Below are 18,352 nucleotides of genomic sequence, written 5' to 3' on the forward strand. Positions count from 1 at the left end.
TGCTGAGTGATGAGGAGATCATCGCGGTACTCGGTTATATCAAGAGTGTCTGGTCGGACGAAGAACGCGAATTCCAGCACAATCTCAATCTTAAAGACGGGAGGGCGAGATGATTGCAGTCCCCAAAGAACATCGCCCGCAGAAACGGTTCAACCGGCTGATCTATTTCTTACCGCTTGGCATAGCATTGATATTGGGTGTGGCCCTAGCGAAGGGATTAACTCTTGATCCCAACACACTCCCCTCTGCCCTGTTGGGTAGACAGGTCCCGGAATTTGACCTTCCACCGGTAAAAGGTCGAACACAAGGTTTGTCGAGTACAGATATCAGAGGTGAGGTGTCGCTGGTCAATGTTTTTGCCTCCTGGTGTGTTGCGTGTCGCGAAGAGCATCCCGTGTTTATGAAACTGGCTCGCGACGGCACCGTCCCACTGCATGGCCTGAACTATAAGGATCAACCTGACGACGCTGCAGAATGGCTCGATAGTCTTGGTGATCCCTATACGAGAACCGGCGCGGATATTAATGGACGTGTGGCGATCGACTGGGGCGTCTATGGCGTCCCCGAGACCTTCGTTGTCGATGCGAAAGGGAACATTGCATACAAGCATGTCGGGCCGGTGACGGAAAAAGTGATGGCCGAGACCATTCTGCCAAGGGTCGAAAAATTGCGTAATGAGGCCTCAGGTGCCGGAACTGCGGAGGCACCTCGATGAAGAGCCTCTTGGTGTATATGAACCTGAAAGTGGGGTTTGCCGCTGGCATCATACTGGTGGTTGTTACCACATTGACCATAGTTTCGTTACGCAACGAGAAGAATGTCACCGATCAGGCAGCGGACAATGTAAGGCAGAGTCAACAGCGCTCGTTTGTCATGCATGATGCTCCCCGGCCTCTTCCCGAGTTCGGGTTCGAAAACGTCGAAGGTCAACCCATGACATTGAGTGATTTCGAGGGAACGGTCGTCTTGCTGAATGTCTGGGCTACTTGGTGTGTTCCATGCCGGGAGGAAATGCCGACTCTGGATGCCCTGCAGGCCGAACTCGGCAGTTCGGAGTTCAAAGTCGTTGCCTTGTCGATCGACCGGGCCGGAGTGGATGTCGTGCAGGATTTCTATACCGAAATCGGCATCCGGAATCTGGACCTCTTCATCGATCCAACCATGAAAACCACGACGGCTCTGGGCATCCCCGGTTTACCGACGACGCTTCTGATTGACAGGAACGGCCGCGAGCTTGGTCGACTTGTCGGACCGACCGAATGGGCGACAGCAGAGATGATAGATTTTCTTAAATCCCACATCTACACCGATTGAGGAAGGAACTCCTATGACCGAGATACAACAAGCCAAATCCGGTAATACCTCGCTTGGGCATGACGTGGTTCATGCCGTTCGATATTACCTGAAGGGACGTCGCGGTGTATTTGTGCTGGCTGGAACTGCCCTTGTCGCTGGGCTTGCATTTAACTGGAGCTGGCTGGTTGCCGCCGGTATCGCGCCATTGCTCGTCTCCGTTCTGCCGTGCGTGGCGATGTGTGCGCTGGGTTTGTGCATGAACAAAAAGGCCTGTTCATCGCAAAAGAGCGCCAGCGATATCGCCCCTTCATCCGATGAAACCCCGAAAAACAGTCTTCCCGGCAACGAGGCCGGAAGGTCCCCGGCTGCATCAGGCGCAAATATAGCGTCTGTAACACCCCAGTCGGGACATGAGTCCACAACCGAAAGGAATGTTAGAGATGCGTAAATCAATCAAACTCACCGCGTTTGCCACAATGATGGTCGCGGGACTGGCGACAACAGCCCTATATGCCCAGGAAGCCCAAACTCCGGACAAGCAATCCCCGATGATGGAGCATGATGGCAATTCAGGCATGGGGGATATGCAGGGCATGATGGGTATGATGAAGATGATGAGCCAGATGGGGCCGATGATGGAGCAGTGTACTGAAATGATGGCTGCTATGACCGATCACATGCCGCAGCCTTCCGACAAATAACATCGTGACATGGCACCCGCCCGGGACAAATACCCGGGCGGGATTTTCCACGGGATCGTTTCATGACATCGCATAATTTCAACCGGTTACGTTTCGTCCGTTCTATATTATGGGGGATGGTTGTTCTTGCTGCCCTACTCTTTGGCGGCGCATATATCTTTCAGGCTTCCGACCACAAGCAGATGTCGTCGGGGGCCGAAGGGACGGGAGAAGCCGCAATTCACTCCGATTTTTCCTTGACCGATCATCAGGGAAACCGTGTAACCGAAGCAAGCTTCCCGGGGCGTTGGCAACTTGTCTTTTTCGGCTTCACACACTGCCCTGATGTTTGTCCGACCACACTGGCCTATATGGCAGATGCGCTTGACCGAATGGGGCCTGAAGCAGACCGCGTGGCACCGTTATTCATTACTATTGATCCGGTACGCGATACGCCTGACGTCATGGCGGAATATGTCGGGGCCTTTCATCCGGCCCTGATCGGGTTGACCGGCAGCGAAAAGGATGTTGCCGCAGCCGCCGAAGCCTTCCGGGTCTATTCCGAAAAGCTGGACGACGATACCGCACCGGACGGCTATTTGATGGCCCATTCCGGGCATATATATCTGATGGCACCGGATGGCCGTTACCAGACTGTCTTTCGGGAAGGAGACCAGTCGGCAGAAGACATGGCAATCCGGGTTCTTGCGATCATGAACGGGAATACAATATGAAAAGAACCGCCATCGCCCTCGTTATGACCTTGCTGACAGCACTACCGGTTTCTGCCGAGAGCCTTGTCGAAATATCTGACGCCTGGGCACGTGCCACGATCCTGACATCCCGTCCGGGGGTGGCATATCTTACGATCACAAGTGCTGCGGCCGACCGCCTTCTGGAAATCACTACACCTGTGGCAGACCATGTGATGATACATGATGTCGTCAAGGTCGATGATGTTCGCCGGATGCGACATGTCATGGCTCTGGATGTTCCCGCCAACCGCCCAGTCACTCTGGCGCCGGGGGCAATGCATCTCATGTTGGCGGGATTGCATGAAAAACTCCGTGAAGGACAGAAGTTTCCCATGACATTGCGCTTTGAAAACGCAGGCGAGATTAGCATTGACGTCGCCATTCTTGGCATAGCTGCCGCCGGGCCGCAGGGGGAAACAGAATGATCCGGTGGTTGTTTTTGATCCTGGCGTTGACGGCCTCACCTGCTTTTGCGAATCATCCCGGTGAAGACCTTGACGAGGTGATGGCGGATAAAGAGCCATATTTTGAGGTGACAAACACCGGAAAGGTTCCAGAGATAGAACTTTTCAACCAAAATCAAGGTCGCTTTAATTTGAGCGACCTTGATGATCAGATACTTATTTTAAGTTTTGTGCCAAGGGATTGTGGTGCAGCCTGTGCAGAACAGCAAACCCTACTGGCGTCCTCTCAGGCGAGGCTGAATATTAGCCCGATGCGGGAAATGGTCACGTTCATTACCGTTCATTCCGAAGATTTTTCAGATACTCCTTCTTGGGATCTGGTGAACTGGCGGCCTGTTATGCCGTCTTCGGATATCAGTGCTGTAACTGTTGCCGATAAATTCGCCAAATTGAGCCAGCGTGACGGGTCTGCACCGATGATTCATATTATCGATCGGAATACCCGCCATGCCGGTATTTTTCACGGCACGAGTTTCAATCAGATGAATCTGATCCTTTACGTGAACGGATTGACAAACGCTGCCCACCCCCCCAAAGCCGCCTGTTGAAAAGGGGTGGCTGGATCAGTTAACAGACTGGTTCTCAAAAGTAGGAAAAGAGCCCTGAACAAAGATAGGCTTAGCACTGTTTGGTTAGCTGACCTTCCTGTTCTCTGAATACTTGGTTCCTGATTTTACGGAATACAGATTAATGCCTGAACTTTCCAATATCGGCATAATAAGCGCGTTCGCCGCAGGCCTCATCTCGTTTCTCTCGCCATGCGTGCTGCCTCTGGTTCCCGGATATATCTCCTATATCGCGGGTGGTGCCTCTCTTTCGACCAGAACGGAGGCAATCCGAGTTGGTCGATTGTCATCTCTTGGTTTCAGCCTGTGTTTCGTTTTGGGCTTCACCACGGTTTTCGTCCTTCTGGGGGCCAGTGCAACAGCACTTGGTCAGTTCCTGCTCGGATACCGGTTCGAGATGAATCTGATTGGTGGCGGCATTGTCATTCTGTTCGGGCTGTTCATGCTGGGAACGCTCCGTCCGGCGTGGATGATGCGGGAAGCGCGCTTTCATCTTGATCTGCCTGGTGGGCGTGTGGTTTCGGCATATACTCTTGGACTTGCTTTTGCGTTCGGCTGGACGCCGTGTATCGGTCCTGTTCTCGGCGCCATTCTGACCGTCAGCGCCGCGTCGGCAACGGTCAGCGATGGTATTGCATTGCTGACCATATATTCCGTGGGGCTAGGTGTGCCGTTTCTCCTGGCGGCACTGTTCACCGAGAGCCTGTCTGCCAGATTGAAATCCATAGGGCGTTTCGGGCGGTTCCTTCGTGCCGCGGCGGCCTTGATCATGATTGTCATGGGCGTGGCCATGGTGACCGGTTATATGTCCGCCTTTGCGTTCTGGCTGCTGGAAACATTTCCTGTTCTGTCGTCTATCGGCTGATCCCGCCTGTCCGGAAGAATTCTGTTGACCTTCCTTTTGCTGGATAGCGTAGCCTTTAACCTCGATATGAAGGAGGTGCAGAATAATGTCTTCCGAAACCGACCCATTGGAGCATGTCATTTTACATGCTTTCAGATATGCCTGCTGGCAGGAAAGGCTTGATATTGCCGAATTCATGCTGGCAGCACTTGAAAAACTTGATCAGGAGCATACGGACTATGTCTCCGAGGATCGTCCGTTGATGGATGCGTACCGCGATTTGACGTCTAGCCTGTAACATCGCAAGAATTGATATCTTGCTTCTTTCACTTCCGGCATTGCCGACATCAAATGCTGTTGTCCTAAGTGCATGACAGTGCCTCCAGCACAGGACATTCCGGTACGTCTTCTCCCGAACATCGTGCAGCCGTCTCCGCCAAGAGCTGTTCGATCCGTTTCAGGTCGGCGATTTTTACGCGCACGTCAGCAAGATGGCTTTCCGTACGCTGTTTGACCTCCGAGCAAGTTTGCAGCTCACCATCCATGAGATCAAGCAATCCCCGGATATCTTCAATCGAAAACCCCAGTTCGCGGGCGCGCAGAATGAACCGCAACCGGGAAACATGTGCTTCATCATACAGCCTGTAACCCGCTTTGCTGCGTGGCGGATCGGGCATCATGCCGGTCTTTTCATAATAGCGGATGGTTTCAGGGTGACAGCCCGTCACCTTCGCCAGTTCGGCACGTTTCAATAGCCTCCCGGAATTGTGATCGTCCATAAGGTCAAAACCCTCTTGAGCCTGTAGCAACTACAGACTGTAGCTTGGATCAGGAACGAGCTTGAGGCAAATCACATGAACGATATCAAACCGGACCCTTTATCGCCCGATGACGGGAAACAGGCAAAAAGAGGTCTGCTTGCGGCTGGCGGTGTGACCGGGGCCATTCTTGCATCGGCCTGCTGTGTCGCACCACTCCTGCTTCTGATGCTGGGTGTATCCGGGGCCTGGATCGGCAATCTGACGGCCCTTGAACCTTACAAACCCCTCTTCGCGACGGTGGCACTGATATTCATCGGGCTGGGGTTCTGGCAGGTCTATTTCAAGACAAAACCGGCGTGCGACGAAGGATCTTACTGCGCCCGCCCCGAATCCGCCCTGATCACCAAATCCGTCCTGTGGTTCTCAACCGTGCTGGTGGGGCTGGCCCTGACAATCAACTGGTGGGCATCGCTATTCTATTAGGAGAAATCGACATGAAACGAACAGACATTATCGTGGCTGGGGCATTTGCTCTGGGACTGGCTGCCATGCATCCGGGAGGTCTTCTTCCGACTGCGGCACAAGCAGCCAGTGCCACATCGCAGGCTGAACAAACAACCGTTTTCGACATCGAAAACATGACCTGTGCCCTGTGTCCGGTAACGGTTAAAACCGCAATGGAAGCTGTCACCGGCGTAGCGGCAGTCGAGATCAATTTCGATGCCAAAACCGCAACGGTCATCTTCGATCCATCCGTTGCCAGTGGTGAAACCATTGGGACCGCTTCGACAAATGCCGGTTATCCGGCCAGGGCGCGGGATTAGACATTGCACCACAACACCATTTTCAAAACCGGGGTCACCGGAACAATTGTTACCGCGATCTGCTGTTTTACGCCCATCCTCGTTGTCACGTTCGGGGCCTTCGGCCTCTCGGCATGGCTGGGCTGGATCGACTATGTCCTCATACCCGGATTGATCCTGTTCATCGCCTTGGTGCTTTACGGCTATCGGCAACGCAACCGGGCACGCATCTGCTGCAGCACCGATACGCAACCAGTCCCACACAAACCAGCCTCCCGGAAAGGGGAACGACATGAATGATTGCTGCACGCCCCGCAAACAGGGTCAGGAATATGATCTTGCTGTCATCGGCGCGGGCTCGGCCGGTTTTTCGGCGGCGATTACGGCCGCTGAACAGGGCGCAAGGGTCGCACTTATCGGCAAGGGGATGATTGGCGGCACATGCGTCAATGTCGGGTGCGTGCCCTCTAAAACCATGATCCGGGCCGCAGAGGCCGTGCATGGTGCCGGGGCGGCAGCGCGGTTTCCCGGCCTTGCCGGCAACGCCCATGTTGCCAACTGGCGGTCGCTGATCAAAGCCAAGGATGAACTGGTTTCCGGTTTGCGTCAGAAGAAATATATCGATCTGCTGCCCGAATATGATGGCATCAATTATCTCGAAGGGGATGTTGTATTTAATGACAGCGGTCTTCTGCTTGACGGCAAAAAGCTTGTTGCAAGAAAGACAATCATTGCAACCGGCACATCCCCGTCATTTCCCGATATTCCGGGCATTGAGAATGTCCCTTGTCTGACCAGCACAACGGCACTTGAACTTGATCAGCAGCCACAATCACTTCTCGTGATTGGCGGGGGATATATCGGTTGTGAACTGGCTCAGATGTTTGCACGGCTCGGCAGCTCGGTTACGCTGGTGACACGGTCACGGCTTCTTCCCGAAGCAGAACCGGAAATTACTGCATCGCTCACTCAGGAGTTAAGGAATGAAGGGGTATCCGTTCGCACGGGCCTCACCTATGAGCGGGTTGAACGGAAGAATGATAAAACGGAACTGACCATTAACGTTGATGGCCAGGCTGAGGTTCTTTCTGCTGAACATATCCTGGTAACGACGGGCCGTAAGCCGAATACAAACGGATTAGGACTCGAAACGGCCGGAATTGAAGTAAATTCGAATGGCGGAATTGTTGTGGACGCTTATATGCGGACAACGCGTCCTGATGTATATGCCGCGGGCGATGTGACCGGACGCGACCAGTTCGTTTATATGGCAGCTTACGGAGCCAAACTTGCGGCACTAAATGCCTATAACCATGACGAACGGACATATGACAACACAACGATGCCTTGGATTGTCTTCACCGATCCACAAGTTGCAGGAGTAGGTCTCTCCGAGGTTCAGGCACAGAAACGGGGCTTTGTGGTCAAGACATCTGTCGTACCGCTTGATCAGGTGCCCAGATCACTTGCCGCCCATGATACACGCGGTTTGATAAAACTCATTGCAGATGAAGCAACTGACCGCTTGCTGGGCGCTCAGATACTGGCACCCGAGGGCTGTGACAGCATTCAGACAATGGTCATCGCCTTACGTTTCGGCATGACTGCAAAAGAACTTGGTGACACGATCTTTCCGTATCTGACGACCGTCGAGGGACTGAAACTTGCCGCCCAGGGTTTTGGCAAGGATGTTGCCAAACTGTCTTGCTGTGCCGGGTGATGCCATGTGGCGATAATGAGGAATTTGCAATCGTGACACCGGACCTGTTCAATCTGACCGGTCTTGCTTTTGGGCTGGGTTTGCTGGGGTTTATCGAACCCTGCACGATTGGCGCACACATGCTGTTTCTGAACAGCCAGTGCGACCGTCCAATGCGTAGGCGGATCGGAGCCTTGTCAGCATTCATGCTCGCACGCCTGTTGGTCATGGGCGGTTTCGGTGGTGTGACCGTGATGTTGGGACAACGCATGATCGGAGTTCAGACCAACGTATGGCTGGTGTTCGGGGGGATCTATATGGTCATCGGGATTGTCTTCCTGTCCGGTGCAGGCAGACGGTTGCTTCAGCGTATCCGCATAGCACCGGATGGTTGGCGGGTTACGCGCAACCCGTGGGTTCAGGGCATTGCGTTCGGCCTGAACATTCCAGCCTGTGCCGCACCGATCTTGTTTGGCCTGATGGGAGCGGCAACTGCAACAGGTTCCGCCGCGATGGGGTTCGTCCTGATGACCGTCTTTGCTCTGTCGCTATCACTTCCATTGGTGCCGTTTTCTGTCGTGCCGCGATTTGCCTCGTTTCTGGTCGGGCTTACCGACTGGATGCGCGCGCGCCGCTGGTTGACCGGCTTTGTTTTCATCGCCCTTGGCCTATGGTCAATCTGGTTCGGGCTGTTTGTCAATCTGGCAGACTGGGCAGAGGCATAAATTTGGGGAGGCGTCTCTCTACTGATCTGAGGAAGTGATCTGTCGTACGTGGGGATGATTTATGGAAGATGGGAGACATGTGCCTTAGCAGAGGCTTGGCGTAGCCACCATGATTAATGTAAAAGGCTTGTTAAGGGCCTTCCTGTGTCGTGGAAAGCCATTACTTATCAGAACCTTCTGCTTGTGTCATACGTACTGCCTGACGAATTCCTGAATCTGTTTGTCGTTCCATCTCGCGCATTTGAAGCAGCATTGTTGCCATCAGGTCTCTGGCCATTCTGCTTTCTTGCTCCAGTCGGGCATTTTCCTGGCGCAGCCTCACTATTTTACTCTGCTTTGACGGTTTCGTTGTGGCTTCAAGTGATTTCAATCGTGCAAGCACGTTTGGATATTTGTACAGCGTTGTCCTACTGTGCCCGGCTTCGCGCGCAACCACACTTTTACTGATTTTGGATACATCGCTGGAATTCGCTTTGAGAACATTGCGGGCGAGTAGCCGATCAATCGCCATCATGAATGCTGTTTCAACAGATGTAGAGGACATGGTTCGATTACCCAGGATTGCTGTTTTCTGTAGCTGTCGTTTCAGTATTTTCAAGCTTGTTTAGCACCATAATACATTGTTCGAGGCGTTGTTTGCAGAGTTGCGCGAGAGCAAAGTCATCATTGGTTGTTGCCGTTTTCAGATCATCTTGCAATTTGGCCCGGCGGTCTTTCCAGAAGGGCAAATGAGTCTCGTCAAGGACAAGATTTTGACATTCCCAACATAAATCCGGGCGTGCGGCCGACCATAGAGGGGCACTGATCACCCATCGGGCAGAGCAACCGATGGTACAATTCCCGGTTCCCTGTCGAAACAGGCAGGTTCCGAGGGATGTCTTTCCCCAGCGAATATCATGTGCCCGTATACCCGAGGTACGAACGAGTTCTTCAATATCGCGTGGGCGGTCATTTTCCGGACGGTTGTCCAGAGATTTTCCGAGTTGATTCGCAGTCTCTTTCAGTTTTCCACTGAGGGCCCCCGAGACGGTTTTTCTGCCGGCAATCATTTCGCCAATGAGAGAGACCGTTGACTGAACCGCAGCATCATCAAGGATCTGTTTCAGTTCTGGATCCGCATTTATATATCCCTGTTCCGTCATCGCCATACTGATGTGTTTGAAATGCTCCTGAAGCACCGGGAGCATGCGACTGTCGCTTCGGATGACATATTGGGCGAAGGATTTGCGCCATTGATGAGAGGTCACAGTCCAATCCTTTACACCGCTTCTGACAAAGAACCTTCTCTGGCAGCGATTGACCCAACTTAAAGTATGGGCTTTCACATCTTTGGTCAGGCTTTTTGCTCGGCTAAAACCAATAATCAGTTCGTTGATGTTTCTTCGAGTGCGCCAGGGGGCGTACAACCTTTCGATGACAGATATTGCCTTGACCGGAACTGGAAGGTGGTCACTCCCGACCGGGCGCAGTCCGGTGACCCAGGTAACGGGGCGGGGAGACTTCGTTGCCTTGTAGAGATGACCGGAAAGGTAAAATATCTCATGAAGACCGCTGGCCGACGGTTCAATTTTTATGCAATCGGGCAAGGCATTTTGCGCCAGTGGCGTATCAGAGGCTTGCAGTCCCAGCAATTCACTCACTCTGATACCCGACAATCCCTGGATGAGGATCAGGCACGCGTCAGTCAGAGAGTTCATGCGATCGCGTAAATGCTTCCTGTCTGGTGCATGTTTTTCGGCAACCTGCAGGTCTTTGGTGTCCGCGAAATGCCGAGCCTGTAAAATAATATCCTCTGCCGCGTCAAGCATGCACAAGGCGCTGGTCATTATGTGCAAAAATATGGGGTCGGGGACTGGCGGGACGGATCCCTGTTCCCGGCCTGCCAGCTGTTTCGCGACCTCGAACGCTGTCATGCCATGCCAGGGGGCGCTGCCCGGTACAGGAATTCCCGCCTTTGCCAGAACAGGGGCCTGATATCCCAGAGAAACAGGCAATGCGAGATGTTCCATAAGATACACGGCGTTGAGATTGGCTTTATTCTGCTTGTCGATGAGCAGGTTGTCGAGATACTGGTCAAAAGCACAGGTATCAAGCGCGCCGAAATGAGCGTAGCCGGATTTGCCCATCCAGCGGGCAAGATAATGAACCCGCCGGGAGAGCTTGCCCATTGAGCCCGGCTTGTATCTATGTCGCTGTCTTGGGTCGACAATCAATGACCAGACCAGTCGACGATGCGCGTCGAGCAATATCGCCCATTTAGGATCAACGAATTTACTGCCGTCCGGCATGATGAAATCCCAGCGTATGGTGCTGGCTGCAGCGTCGTGACCTGGCGTCAGATTGTCGAAGAACCATCTGTCATCAGACCAGCGGGAATGGCGGTTGATCCTCGTTTCCCGCAGATCTTCCGCTGCCATGAGATGATATGCTGTAGCGGTTTGTATAGGGTTCATGTCATTCGATCAGAATGGCGTGGGTTCTTTGAATGTTTTTGGCCCCATGCCAAACACTCTTGGCCGGGAACTTGCTGAGCCAATTGTTCAGGGCCTTTTGTACCGTTGACCAATATAGCCAGCGACCTGGCGGTAAATCGTGACGTGCTTTCTCAATGGCATTGTGGAGATGAAGCAGTTGTGCCAAAGCGTGTGAATTGTCGGGGATCACGGCGGCGCGAGGACATAGCGGACACTCTCCCCAGGCGGTGCAGAGTTGTCCTGTGGACTGGGATGCGAGAGGAGAATCATAGGGGTCGGTGCATTCAAACCCCGGCGTTGCGGCGCGACCTGTATTGTCTGGAATATTGATACGGTCATCGGACTTTCCGGATGTCTGGATATATCGTTCCCGTCGGTTCAAAAGATTGCCCAATGTTTCCCGTCTGCGGTGCCGGGCCGCTTCCGACACATAATGCGTTTCCGTTGTCTCTGTGCGCCAATGATTGAGAATTGCCTGCTGTGCCTTGATATCCCCGTTACTGAGTTGATTGACGATCTCCGAGATGGTGGGGCGAATGTTCGACAAGCTGAAATCAGGAAGTTGATTATCTTTCCTGAAAGCAGAAAGTGCGTTAGGGAAGGTGCAGGTTGCATTGAGATAATGATGAACCCTTCCGTAATTTCTGCCCTGAAATATGAAGAGCATATCATGGTCGGGATCGTGCTCGGCATTTGGTAGTCGTCGGGTCAGCTTTTTGACATTGTTGAAAATGGAAATCGGGCTATCAATCTCTGTGCTGTCTTGAGGATAGGTTCGGACCTGGTCTCCTCTCGCACGTTTCTTCCCGCCGACCACCCGATATCTCGGAGCCAGTTCGGCACTTCCTTTAAGTAAAGAGCTCTCCCGCAGGGCGGATTTTCGTAAAGCCAGTATGGTTTCCGGATTGAAGGCCGTCCTGATTGCCATCATCACGACAAACGGGACCAGAGCGCGCTTCGTTGCATACAGCCACGGGGCAATACCCTTGATTCCTCCGAAAAACTCGATTTGTCGTCTCCGGCCCTCGCAGTCAGCAAAGAATTGTTTGCTGTTCGTGACATAGCCATCATACTGATCTTCAATAGCTGCCAGCAGTGTCTCAAGCTTGTGCTCAGTGGGCGACGCGCCAGCCTGTAATCGTTCCCTGCCAGATTGAATGAGATGGTTTCCTTCTTCCCATTTGATCATCCATGTCTGCATTTCTTTGATGCAGACGCGCTCAATCGTTACAAGATCGGTGATAGCTAAAATTGATCGATGAGAAACCTGCTCGTTTACGCCCGGCCAAGGGTTTGGCTTAATATAAGCATCCCCGGGGACTTTTCTTGTATATTGTGGATTTTGTTTGAGATAGCGCAACACAACACGGAGTGGGGAGATTAGCCCGGCTTTCGTTTTACTTGTAAGCTGTTGGGTGTCGAGCCAGAAAATGTACTCATTAAAAAGAGTTGTGGTCAGATCCGACAGTTCAAAATGTGCTTTTCCCTGTTCGCAAATAAAAGCAAAGAAGCGATTGAGAGCTTGAACCTTGTTGGTTTGGGTAGAGGGACCAAACTTGCGAATGTGAGAAAAAATGGCCGTAGCAAACGGGACAGACAGATATTCGGCTTTGAGCCAATCGTCACTGACCTTGATCTCTGCACTGCCGCGGTTGGATTTTGCAGTACGGGGACAGTTCAGCGTGAGTTGACACAGTTTTCCGTCAGGTGCCAGCTTTTGAATAACCCCGTATTCTCTCTCTTCTTTTTCCGGACTGGCCAGGTTGTTCCTGTCGAAGGCAGGTACCTCACCCGGACGATGCGTGAGAAAATATCTGTCCATGCGCTTTCTAGCCATCGCGTAGGGCCTTGAGATACGTATTCAGGGTATCTGTCATAAGTGCTTCCCGAATTTGTACACTCCGCAAATATGTATTGATTGTTGTCGTTATGTGACTATGCCCAAGCAATGTTCGCAGGCTGAGCCAGGGTTCTGCTTTGCCCGCGCGAACCAGTTCAAAATACATGGTAACCGCAAAGGTATGACGGAGGTGATGAAAGCTGTGCAGGGCTTCAGGTCTGTCTGAGGGGCTGGTGGTGCCGTTTTTATGGGAAGAGCACACAAGACCGGCTTTCAGAACCGCGTGCTGAAAGTGGCGCCAGATGGAATGAGCTGTTATTGCTTCACCCGGATTTCTTTTGGCATGGGCGTGATTGACAAAAAGAGCCTCGACAGATGTTTTCGCGCGTCGAACCGCACGGGCCCGTTCTGTTTTTACGTAATGTCGCAGATCATCATGGATTATGCCCGGTATGACAACTGTGCGCGGCTTCAGGCCTTTGGTTTTATACAGAGGCAATGCGACGTTGCTGTAGCTACCATCTTTCTTGAGATTCTTGTATTGCGACAGAGTGAGGTTGGCACATTCGTCAAGTCGCATTCCTGTGGCGACAGCAAGGCTGGCAATGAGCCGGTCTCTGCATGGACGACGATCAGCTTTGTCTCCGGGGATCGAACCAAGTTCGGCGAGCACTCGTTGAAGAGCTTCGGGAGAAAATGCCTCAGCCGTTTCACTGTTATAGGTTCTCGGAAGCAGTTTACTCGTTTTGACCGTATTGTCGCCGGATTGGACATGGGCCATCCGGGTAATTGCATAATTTCGGGGTTTGATACGTTCTTCGTAAAACTCTTTCGCATCAAATTCAATCAAGCCTTGTCTGGTCGCCCATTCATAGAAGTCAACTATGGTGCCGAGCCTGCGGCGTATTGTTGCAACAGCATATCGTTTACCGGTTTTAGGTGATTTGCTGCATAAAAGCCTGTCGCGATACAGTTCGATGTCATCGAAACAAGCAGCGTCCCAGTCCCTATGAAACAAGCCTAGATATGAGAACCACTCATACAGGTCATAGGTTAAAGCTGTTTGTGTGTTTCCTACCGAGGGAATTCTCGAGGACCGTACGCATTTGTCATGGAGATAGAATAAGACCGGCTCAACAATTCTGCATCCGTCATAGACAAGATAGTGGAAACCGATAGGGAGACTGTGGCTCTTCACTTGATCCCACTCGGTATCGCGGGTGATCGTTGCAGGTCGAACGATATCCGCTGCTTTGGCAACCGTGTAGTAGGGAACTGTCCGCATGCTTCCCTCATTCCAAATGTCGGGCACCGGGTTTTGTTTGTCATCTTGAGGCTGTGATATCAGACCTTACCTGCACCGCCAGCATGCTGGCGGGGCAGGTAAGGTCTGTGGGCACTGTGGCAGCTAAACAGCCATGTTAGCAAGGAAGTTTGTGTATGTGAACAATGTTAGTAATGTCATATAACATTATTCGAAAGGCAAATGACGGGGCGGCTACGCAGACTGGGGTCAAACAGGCGCTCGCAGCTCACATAAAAACAGTCGCAATCGACAAGACCGATCATGATAGAGATGGCCAATGAAGGTTGATCAGGACAACGCCCCATATTTCCGTGTCATCGGCGCAGGGCAGGCGGGGATAGTTCGGATTGTCAGGTTCAAGCCAGGCGTTGTTGCCTGATCGACGCAGACGTTTCACTGTCAGGTCGCCATTATGTACAGCGACAACAACATGGCCGTTCCGGGCCGTCTTTGCGCGATCAACAACCAGAAGATCGCCTTCGCGCATGACGGGCTCCATGCTGTCACCTTCGAGCCTGAAAAAGAAGGTTGCAGCCGGGTGCTCGATGAACTCGTTCAGATCCAGTTGCCGGTCAATATAATCTTCGGCCGGAGACGGGAAGCCTGCCGGCACGCGGGCGAGGGCAAGCGGCCGGGGCAAGAATCTGAGCGGTGTATATCTGGCGATGAATGAGAACATAACAGGAACATTGTCCTAAGTGTTCTCATTGTCAATATGGAGCATGATGAGACGAAGGCGGCAATGAACAACATAGCGTGCAAGTCATTCAGCTTACATGCGAATTTTCTTGGTGAGATCCTATGCCGACTTCGGCAAACGTCAGTTCCAGGGGCATAAAGCTTTGTTCTGTGATCATGAACAAGGACGAATCACACACCGTCCGCAAGATCTGCCTGCATGATTTGTGGATTGTGCATTCCACAAATCAGAACTAGCAATATATCAATATAATACTTTTTTGATACTTATTTAGTTGATTGCCGGTATCTGTGGTGTGCAGGTTAGCCACTTTTGCCAGAGGCAAATATCGTGAACTGTTCTGGCGAATGTTTGCGCAATCAACATTCGCAACAATTTCAATGGCTTATTTTCTTCTGGATTGTGCAATCCAGTCAGGGCAGGTCAGTGCGGCGGGTAACGGGTACGGGTTGAGGTTCACTCTATTCCGGTAGGTCGCCGCCCGCTCTTGGGCTATCGCCCAGGAGCAGACCCCGGCCAACCTCCACGGAACCCGCAAGCGGTTTCCGCCCTTTCGGGTAACGGTTCACGCAATGCCGGCATAGAGCGATGCCCACCAGATCACAGATCCACACAGCTCAATAATAGAAACACCGTAAATGTGGCGCTGCTGCATCAGGGCTTTGCCCTCTGCCGTCAAGCAGAATCAGGGTCCCTGTTCGCCCCTGGAAGGGCGCGAACATCCCATATTCAGCTTGACGGCATTCACCCTTTTTAGACGACGGGAAGAAGTTGAACTGGCCAGATCGGTCAGTCAGTTGTCACCGGGAAAGGTAGAATAATGCACCACGTAACAGACAGAGATATCAAGGAAGCCAAGCGCATTGCTCTTGAATTTGATAATGCAGTTCGGACAAATGATGGGGATGCCGCAAGTACGGCGGCACGGTCTTTCCGCTCTCTCATTGCGGCGACCAATGGGGAAAATGGCAGCTTTGGCAGTTTTGCCGAGGATGGGGCTGGAACTGCCATCACAGCTGCACTTATGGCAGAAGCAGGACTAGTTCCGCATTGGGGGCAGAACGGGTTGTTTGTTCTGGAAACCAGACATGGCCGGGCATTGGTTGATTTTACTTGCCCACTGGATGTCTGCAGCAGCTTTGGATTTACCGCTATCGATCTCGGTCTGCCCTTTATTTCCGAGACAGGATATCGCTCGCATTTCTACACGGAATGGCCACCACTCAGCGTCAAAGAAGCAGCTGCCGCAATCTTCTGTCAATATGCCGAAGCCGAAAAAATGACAAATATAGAGATCGAATATCGGCAACGCAGGAGCAACTCTATGCCTGATTTTGCAAGGTCTTCCTGTACGTCATTTCAAGGCGTTCCAACGCAGACCGACAACAAAGGCCAAATCGGCTTTCAGTTTTGATCGACCGGTTAAAGACGACAGGAGAAAAAGACATGACCATTCTGAAGGATTGCAATCTGCGTGAGCTTATTATCGGGGGAATGCTGGAAGCTCGCGAGAAGGTAAGTGAAGACTTTGAACGGGCTTCCAAGATCGAGCGGCATTTTTATTCCGATGACGACCGCAGCACCATGCGAGAACAGCTTGCGGAATATGACGCATTTCTTCATGAACCAGATCGCTGGTTTCATTCGCTTGCGAGTACATTTCCACACGGTCAGTCAGAGTGAAGAAATAGAACCGGCAAAATCTTGCCGGTTCTATTTCTTTTTACCAAGCACACGGGCCATGGCCTCAAAGTCATATTCAATTTCGCAGGTACGATGCCAGCGCAGGTCTGAATCATCCCACTTCGCGGTGATGGTGTATTTCTTCATCACGTGCCGGAGCTGTGAAACAGTTTCAGGCTCACGCGACCAGACCTGTAATCTGGAAATCAGGGCGAGAAATCGTTTATGTATGTCGGCGATATTTGCGGGGGCCTTTATCTCTTCAAGTGACCTCTTAAGCCGCGCGATCTCCAGCTTTACAAGGCGCATTTGTTCAGTGTTGTCCTCAAACCACGTCTTTAACTCGGCACTGTCGCTGTTCACCTTGAAGGTGTTCAGGGCATGGGCTGCTCGATCACGCTTTCCCTGCAGTCTTTGTTCCGCATTGCGGATCTGCTTATCCAGGTCGTTCCGTCTTTTCGTGATGGCTTCATGGCCATAATGTGCTTCGATGTCCGCACAAGTCAGGCGCATGGCCTCACGAATGATGATATCGCATAGCTCTTCATAGCGGATCGCCCGGTTCGGGCATCCCTTTTGCTTACAGGAATATCGATCCGCCCAAGATGCTGTGATCGTGGTTGTATGTTCGGCACATCGAAGACGGCCAGCGAACACAGCAACAACTTTTCCACTCGATTTGATTTGTCTCTGTCGCCAGTGCTTGATCCGTGTTTTCGAAATCTGGTTAGTTTCTTCAGCTGATCGCAGGTTGGCGGTTTTCCGATATTCCGCCACCTTGGATGATCTTTCATCCAGTTGCGCCTGAATTGCGTCAAATTCCTTTTCATCGATTATTTGCAGTTCGGGAACAGGGACCTGTATCCATTCGCTTTCCGGACGAAGCACTGCGAGCTTCTTGCCCGTGTCTGGGTGCTTGCGATATTGCATCCTGTTGAACGTCACTACGCCCTTGTAAAGCGTGTTACGGAGCAGGCCGGTTTTGCGAATGCGCGAGCCTACCAATGTCGTTGGTGCCCACTTGCCGCCCGAAGGAGCCGCGATCCCCTTTCGGTCAAGAATAGTGCAAATATGCTGAAGCTTACTGCCAGTCGAATACAGTCCGAAAATCTCCCGGATAACTTGGGCTTCCTCCTCGACAATGCGACGCTTACCCCGGATCAATTCACCATTCCCGTCAAACGCCCGAACGATCTCGTATCCGAAAGTCCGGCCACCGGGAACGCCGCCGCGTAACACTGAAGCAATCATGCCGCGATGCGTCTTATCTGACAGATCCTTCAGATAAAGAGCATTCATCGTGCTTTTCAGGCCGATATGCAGCTCCCCGATCACACCCTCGGTAATGGTCTCGACATCGATGCCAAGGAAGGCCATTTTTTTAAAGAAGTTCGCCGTATCTGCTTGGTCGCGGCTGATGCGTGACAGGTCTTCTGCAATGATCCTGTCAAAGCGACCATCAAAGGCACCCATGAGAAGATTGCTTATGCCAGGACGATTTTCTATCTGGGCACCAGAGAACGCTTCATCGAAATACACATCTTCGATTGTATATTGTTTGGCTTCGCAATAGCCCTCGCACCTGAGTATCTGATCCTGGCTGCTGGTGGTCTGGCGGTCTGTCGAATGACGTGCGTAGATCGCTACTCTCACGTGAGGTCCCCTGCTTTTCTCTTTTTTGATTACACGGCGCAGAAACAGGTGTGCAAGCAATATATAAGCGGAGGTTTTTCGCCTAAAAAATGATGGACTGCAA

Annotated in this window: 24 protein-coding genes; 16 read left to right on the forward strand and 8 right to left on the reverse strand. The window is 52.1% G+C overall.

Annotated features, from left to right (window positions below; all coding sequences use genetic code 11):
• Positions 1 to 109: 109 nt before the first annotated feature.
• The 9 genes from TH30_RS04325 (at position 110) to TH30_RS04365 (ending at position 4,903) form a co-directional block, all read left to right on the forward strand.
• Positions 110 to 715 carry a DsbE family thiol:disulfide interchange protein gene (locus TH30_RS04325; protein ID WP_063093935.1) on the forward strand — a complete coding sequence of 202 codons (606 nt, stop codon included), beginning with the start codon at positions 110 to 112 and terminating at the stop codon, positions 713 to 715.
• A complete protein-coding gene (locus tag TH30_RS04330) occupies positions 712 to 1,314 on the forward strand; it encodes a TlpA family protein disulfide reductase (protein WP_258548607.1) in 603 nt (200 codons plus the stop codon). The genes TH30_RS04325 and TH30_RS04330 overlap by 4 nt, the downstream gene beginning before the upstream one ends.
• Before the next feature lie 13 nt (positions 1,315 to 1,327).
• Entirely contained in the window at positions 1,328 to 1,744 is a 417-nt protein-coding gene (locus TH30_RS22460; RefSeq protein WP_197467363.1) for a hypothetical protein, read from the forward strand.
• Positions 1,737 to 1,997, forward strand: coding sequence for a hypothetical protein (locus TH30_RS04340; RefSeq protein WP_062959163.1), 261 nt, complete (start codon positions 1,737 to 1,739; stop codon positions 1,995 to 1,997). The genes TH30_RS22460 and TH30_RS04340 overlap by 8 nt, the downstream gene beginning before the upstream one ends.
• Before the next feature lie 62 nt (positions 1,998 to 2,059).
• Positions 2,060 to 2,710 (forward strand): SCO family protein, encoded by a 651-nt coding sequence (locus TH30_RS04345; protein WP_062959162.1) that lies wholly within the window; start codon positions 2,060 to 2,062, stop codon positions 2,708 to 2,710.
• Positions 2,707 to 3,156: a copper chaperone PCu(A)C gene (locus tag TH30_RS04350; protein WP_062959161.1), complete on the forward strand. Its 450-nt coding sequence runs from the start codon at positions 2,707 to 2,709 to the stop codon at positions 3,154 to 3,156. The genes TH30_RS04345 and TH30_RS04350 overlap by 4 nt, the downstream gene beginning before the upstream one ends.
• The gene (locus TH30_RS04355; RefSeq protein WP_062959160.1) at positions 3,153 to 3,743 is read left to right on the forward strand and encodes a thioredoxin domain-containing protein; all 591 of its coding nucleotides are present in this window, start codon (positions 3,153 to 3,155) and stop codon (positions 3,741 to 3,743) included. The genes TH30_RS04350 and TH30_RS04355 overlap by 4 nt, the downstream gene beginning before the upstream one ends.
• A gap of 142 nt (positions 3,744 to 3,885) precedes the next feature.
• Complete coding sequence (locus tag TH30_RS04360) at positions 3,886 to 4,626, forward strand: cytochrome c biogenesis CcdA family protein (RefSeq protein ID WP_062959159.1); 741 nt, start codon at positions 3,886 to 3,888, stop codon at positions 4,624 to 4,626.
• 85 nt (positions 4,627 to 4,711) lie between these two features.
• Positions 4,712 to 4,903 (forward strand): hypothetical protein, encoded by a 192-nt coding sequence (locus TH30_RS04365; protein ID WP_062959158.1) that lies wholly within the window; start codon positions 4,712 to 4,714, stop codon positions 4,901 to 4,903.
• Positions 4,904 to 4,967: 64 nt separating this feature from the next.
• On the opposite strand, the gene TH30_RS04370 is transcribed toward TH30_RS04365, so the two are convergent.
• Positions 4,968 to 5,384 carry a MerR family transcriptional regulator gene (locus tag TH30_RS04370; RefSeq protein WP_062959157.1) on the reverse strand — a complete coding sequence of 139 codons (417 nt, stop codon included), beginning with the start codon at positions 5,382 to 5,384 and terminating at the stop codon, positions 4,968 to 4,970.
• A 75-nt stretch (positions 5,385 to 5,459) separates the two neighbouring features.
• Between TH30_RS04370 and TH30_RS04375 the strand changes: the two genes are divergently transcribed.
• Genes TH30_RS04375 through TH30_RS04395 form a run of 5 tightly spaced genes read left to right on the forward strand, consistent with a single transcriptional unit; the run spans position 5,460 to position 8,593 of the window.
• Positions 5,460 to 5,849 carry a mercuric transporter MerT family protein gene (locus TH30_RS04375; protein WP_062959156.1) on the forward strand — a complete coding sequence of 130 codons (390 nt, stop codon included), beginning with the start codon at positions 5,460 to 5,462 and terminating at the stop codon, positions 5,847 to 5,849.
• A gap of 11 nt (positions 5,850 to 5,860) precedes the next feature.
• Positions 5,861 to 6,190: a heavy-metal-associated domain-containing protein gene (locus tag TH30_RS04380; RefSeq protein WP_062959155.1), complete on the forward strand. Its 330-nt coding sequence runs from the start codon at positions 5,861 to 5,863 to the stop codon at positions 6,188 to 6,190.
• A 3-nt stretch (positions 6,191 to 6,193) separates the two neighbouring features.
• On the forward strand, positions 6,194 to 6,469 hold the full coding sequence (gene merF, locus TH30_RS04385; RefSeq protein ID WP_101270210.1) for a mercury resistance system transport protein MerF: 276 nt from the start codon (positions 6,194 to 6,196) through the stop codon (positions 6,467 to 6,469).
• Positions 6,462 to 7,889, forward strand: coding sequence for a mercury(II) reductase (gene merA, locus TH30_RS04390; protein WP_062959154.1), 1,428 nt, complete (start codon positions 6,462 to 6,464; stop codon positions 7,887 to 7,889). The genes merF and merA overlap by 8 nt, the downstream gene beginning before the upstream one ends.
• 32 nt (positions 7,890 to 7,921) lie before the next feature.
• Positions 7,922 to 8,593: a cytochrome c biogenesis protein CcdA gene (locus TH30_RS04395; protein WP_231886908.1), complete on the forward strand. Its 672-nt coding sequence runs from the start codon at positions 7,922 to 7,924 to the stop codon at positions 8,591 to 8,593.
• 160 nt (positions 8,594 to 8,753) lie between these two features.
• Here the strand turns inward: TH30_RS04395 and TH30_RS04400 are convergent, their stop codons facing one another.
• The 6 genes from TH30_RS04400 to TH30_RS04425 form a co-directional block, all read right to left on the reverse strand.
• Positions 8,754 to 9,137 carry a hypothetical protein gene (locus TH30_RS04400; RefSeq protein ID WP_143588746.1) on the reverse strand — a complete coding sequence of 128 codons (384 nt, stop codon included), beginning with the start codon at positions 9,135 to 9,137 and terminating at the stop codon, positions 8,754 to 8,756.
• A gap of 7 nt (positions 9,138 to 9,144) precedes the next feature.
• Positions 9,145 to 11,010 (reverse strand): site-specific integrase, encoded by a 1,866-nt coding sequence (locus TH30_RS04405; RefSeq protein WP_147251922.1) that lies wholly within the window; start codon positions 11,008 to 11,010, stop codon positions 9,145 to 9,147.
• Between the two features lie 37 nt (positions 11,011 to 11,047).
• The gene (locus TH30_RS04410) at positions 11,048 to 12,904 is read right to left on the reverse strand and encodes a phage integrase SAM-like domain-containing protein (RefSeq protein ID WP_063089324.1); all 1,857 of its coding nucleotides are present in this window, start codon (positions 12,902 to 12,904) and stop codon (positions 11,048 to 11,050) included.
• Positions 12,897 to 14,192, reverse strand: coding sequence for a tyrosine-type recombinase/integrase (locus TH30_RS04415; protein WP_083952846.1), 1,296 nt, complete (start codon positions 14,190 to 14,192; stop codon positions 12,897 to 12,899). Before TH30_RS04415 ends, TH30_RS04410 begins: the two co-directional genes overlap by 8 nt.
• Before the next feature lie 176 nt (positions 14,193 to 14,368).
• Positions 14,369 to 14,518 carry a Y-family DNA polymerase gene (locus tag TH30_RS04420; protein WP_309471196.1) on the reverse strand — a complete coding sequence of 50 codons (150 nt, stop codon included), beginning with the start codon at positions 14,516 to 14,518 and terminating at the stop codon, positions 14,369 to 14,371.
• Positions 14,473 to 14,892, reverse strand: coding sequence for a LexA family protein (locus TH30_RS04425; protein ID WP_063089322.1), 420 nt, complete (start codon positions 14,890 to 14,892; stop codon positions 14,473 to 14,475). Before TH30_RS04425 ends, TH30_RS04420 begins: the two co-directional genes overlap by 46 nt.
• A gap of 841 nt (positions 14,893 to 15,733) precedes the next feature.
• Here TH30_RS04425 and TH30_RS04430 point away from each other — a divergent pair.
• Both TH30_RS04430 and TH30_RS04435 read left to right on the forward strand, forming a co-directional pair.
• The gene (locus TH30_RS04430) at positions 15,734 to 16,327 is read left to right on the forward strand and encodes a hypothetical protein (RefSeq protein WP_063089321.1); all 594 of its coding nucleotides are present in this window, start codon (positions 15,734 to 15,736) and stop codon (positions 16,325 to 16,327) included.
• Between the two features lie 32 nt (positions 16,328 to 16,359).
• On the forward strand, positions 16,360 to 16,596 hold the full coding sequence (locus TH30_RS04435; protein ID WP_063089320.1) for a hypothetical protein: 237 nt from the start codon (positions 16,360 to 16,362) through the stop codon (positions 16,594 to 16,596).
• Between the two features lie 30 nt (positions 16,597 to 16,626).
• On the opposite strand, the gene TH30_RS04440 is transcribed toward TH30_RS04435, so the two are convergent.
• Positions 16,627 to 18,249 (reverse strand): recombinase family protein, encoded by a 1,623-nt coding sequence (locus TH30_RS04440; protein ID WP_147251924.1) that lies wholly within the window; start codon positions 18,247 to 18,249, stop codon positions 16,627 to 16,629.
• Positions 18,250 to 18,352 lie beyond the last annotated feature (103 nt).

The organism is Thalassospira profundimaris (genome assembly GCF_003326795.1).
In the GTDB taxonomy this organism is placed as follows: Bacteria; Pseudomonadota; Alphaproteobacteria; order Rhodospirillales; family Thalassospiraceae; genus Thalassospira; species Thalassospira profundimaris_C.